This is a genomic window from Psychrobacter sp., from assembly GCF_035469765.1.
Classification (GTDB): domain Bacteria; phylum Pseudomonadota; class Gammaproteobacteria; order Pseudomonadales; family Moraxellaceae; genus Psychrobacter.
Genome location: NZ_DATIRM010000231.1, coordinates 1 through 1,869, shown reverse-complemented (window position 1 = coordinate 1,869; position 1,869 = coordinate 1). Strand labels below are relative to the sequence as shown.

Sequence of the window (1,869 nt, the reverse complement as noted above, 5' to 3'; positions counted from 1 at the left end):
CAGACCAATGACGGTCAGATTCAGCATTTTGTCGTTAGCCAAGCGGACTTGCAATACAAGCGTGCCATTTTGTTGGACGAAGTCATCAATGTACGTATTGACAAAGTCGAGCTAAAAACCGCAAGCATTGTATTTTATCAAAGTATCTATCGGCAGCCAGCTCAGGATGACACCGTTGATAACGCCAAAGCCGTTTTATTAAGTAGCACTAAAATCGTTGTTGCCTGTGTACAAAACCAGATCTCATCAGAATCTGTGAGCAATGATGAGTCAAACAAAGCCGTCAATAATACCGCACCTATGCGCCCTATTCGTGTGCCGCAACCATTACGTGACGCTATTGAAAAAGCGATGGCTGAAAATAATCAATAATTAATCACAGTTTTTTATAAGCGTCTACTTCCTACTCTGAGAATTTTCAGCTTTTATTGTTTTTTATAAGCTACATAGATACATTCACTTATAAGGATATTACTTGTACTGAGCAGTACTCGCATGACCATAGTGTCATAGGCTAAGTTCATGCTAACGTGTTGCTTAAATGTATCATTATATATTTGATATATTATTTTTTTATGGTAATAACTGGTGATATAGCTGAATTGGGTTCAATTCTCAGATTAGATAATCTTTCTCATTAAACGCTCACCTTTTTATCATTTATAAATACCAAAAAAATTAACCCACTTAGTAGTCCGTCAATAGATAAGGATATCGTCAAACTCAGCGATTATTGTTTTACGTCAGCGCTGTTTTTTTATTGACACGGATCTGACTACTTACTTAGCTACGCACATTTAACCTCTATTATATTTCAAGGACGCTGACTATGACGCCGAATAAACCTTGGCTTGCAAACTATCCGACTGGTGTACCAAAGACGATTGATCCAGACAAATATAGCAGTATCATGGAGCTATACGAAGAGTGTTTCGATCGCTTTCGTATGCAGCCTATGACTATCTGTATGGGCGTCACTCATACGTACGACGACGTTGATAAAGCTTCTTTAGCAGTTGCCGCATGGTTGCAAGCGCAAGGGCTGCCTCTAGGTAGCGTAGTCGCTCTTATGATGCCAAACGTGCCGCAATATTTGCCAACCATGATTGGAATCTTGCGCGCAGGCTACATTTGCACACCTGTCAATCCTCTATATACTGGGCGCGAGTTGCGGCATCAATTGAATGATTCTGGCGCTCAGGTGATCTTTGTGGTCGATAACTTTGCTCAAGCACTTGAGCAAGTCATTGAAGAAACCCATATCAAACGTATTGTGCTATCAAAAATGGGCGATATGATGGGTTTAAAAGGGATTTTGGTCAACACCATTATCCGTCAGGTCAAACGTCTGATACCCAAATATAATTTGAATGACCCTAAGTACGGTGTCACCAAATTCCCTGACATGCTAAAAAAAGGTAAAAACCTGCCTTTCCAAAATCCAAAACTGTCTTTGGATCAAACTGCCTTTTTGCAATATACTGGTGGTACGACAGGTCTGTCTAAGGGCGCTATTTTATCTCAACGTAATATTGTCGCAGGCGCGATGCAGTCAGAAGCCTGGACTCGCCCTATTACCTCAGAGATTAATGAGGTATATATCAATATGGTCATGGCGCTGCCGCTATATCATATTTTTGCCTTTATGCTGAGCTCACTTGGTATGCGTGCAGGTTATACTTTTATCTTGATTCCCAATCCACGTGATATACCAGGTTTTGTTAAGACTTTATCAAAACAACCCTTTCATATTTTCCCTGCGGTTAATACCTTATTTAAGGGTTTGCTTGACAATCCAAACTTTAAAAACTTGGATTTTAGCTCACTACGTATCTCACAAGCAGGTGGCATGGCGGCGACTGAACAAAC

General features: G+C 40.3%; 2 protein-coding genes. Both read left to right on the top strand.

The genetic code is table 11. The features are described from left to right. Window positions 1–372, top strand: a 372-nt coding sequence (locus VLN09_RS06565; RefSeq protein ID WP_325244836.1) for a thioesterase, incomplete at its 5' end; no start/stop codon positions are given. Between the two features lie 457 nt (window positions 373–829). Then, on the top strand, window positions 830–1,869 hold a 1,040-nt coding region (locus VLN09_RS06560), incomplete at its 3' end, for an AMP-binding protein (RefSeq protein WP_325244834.1).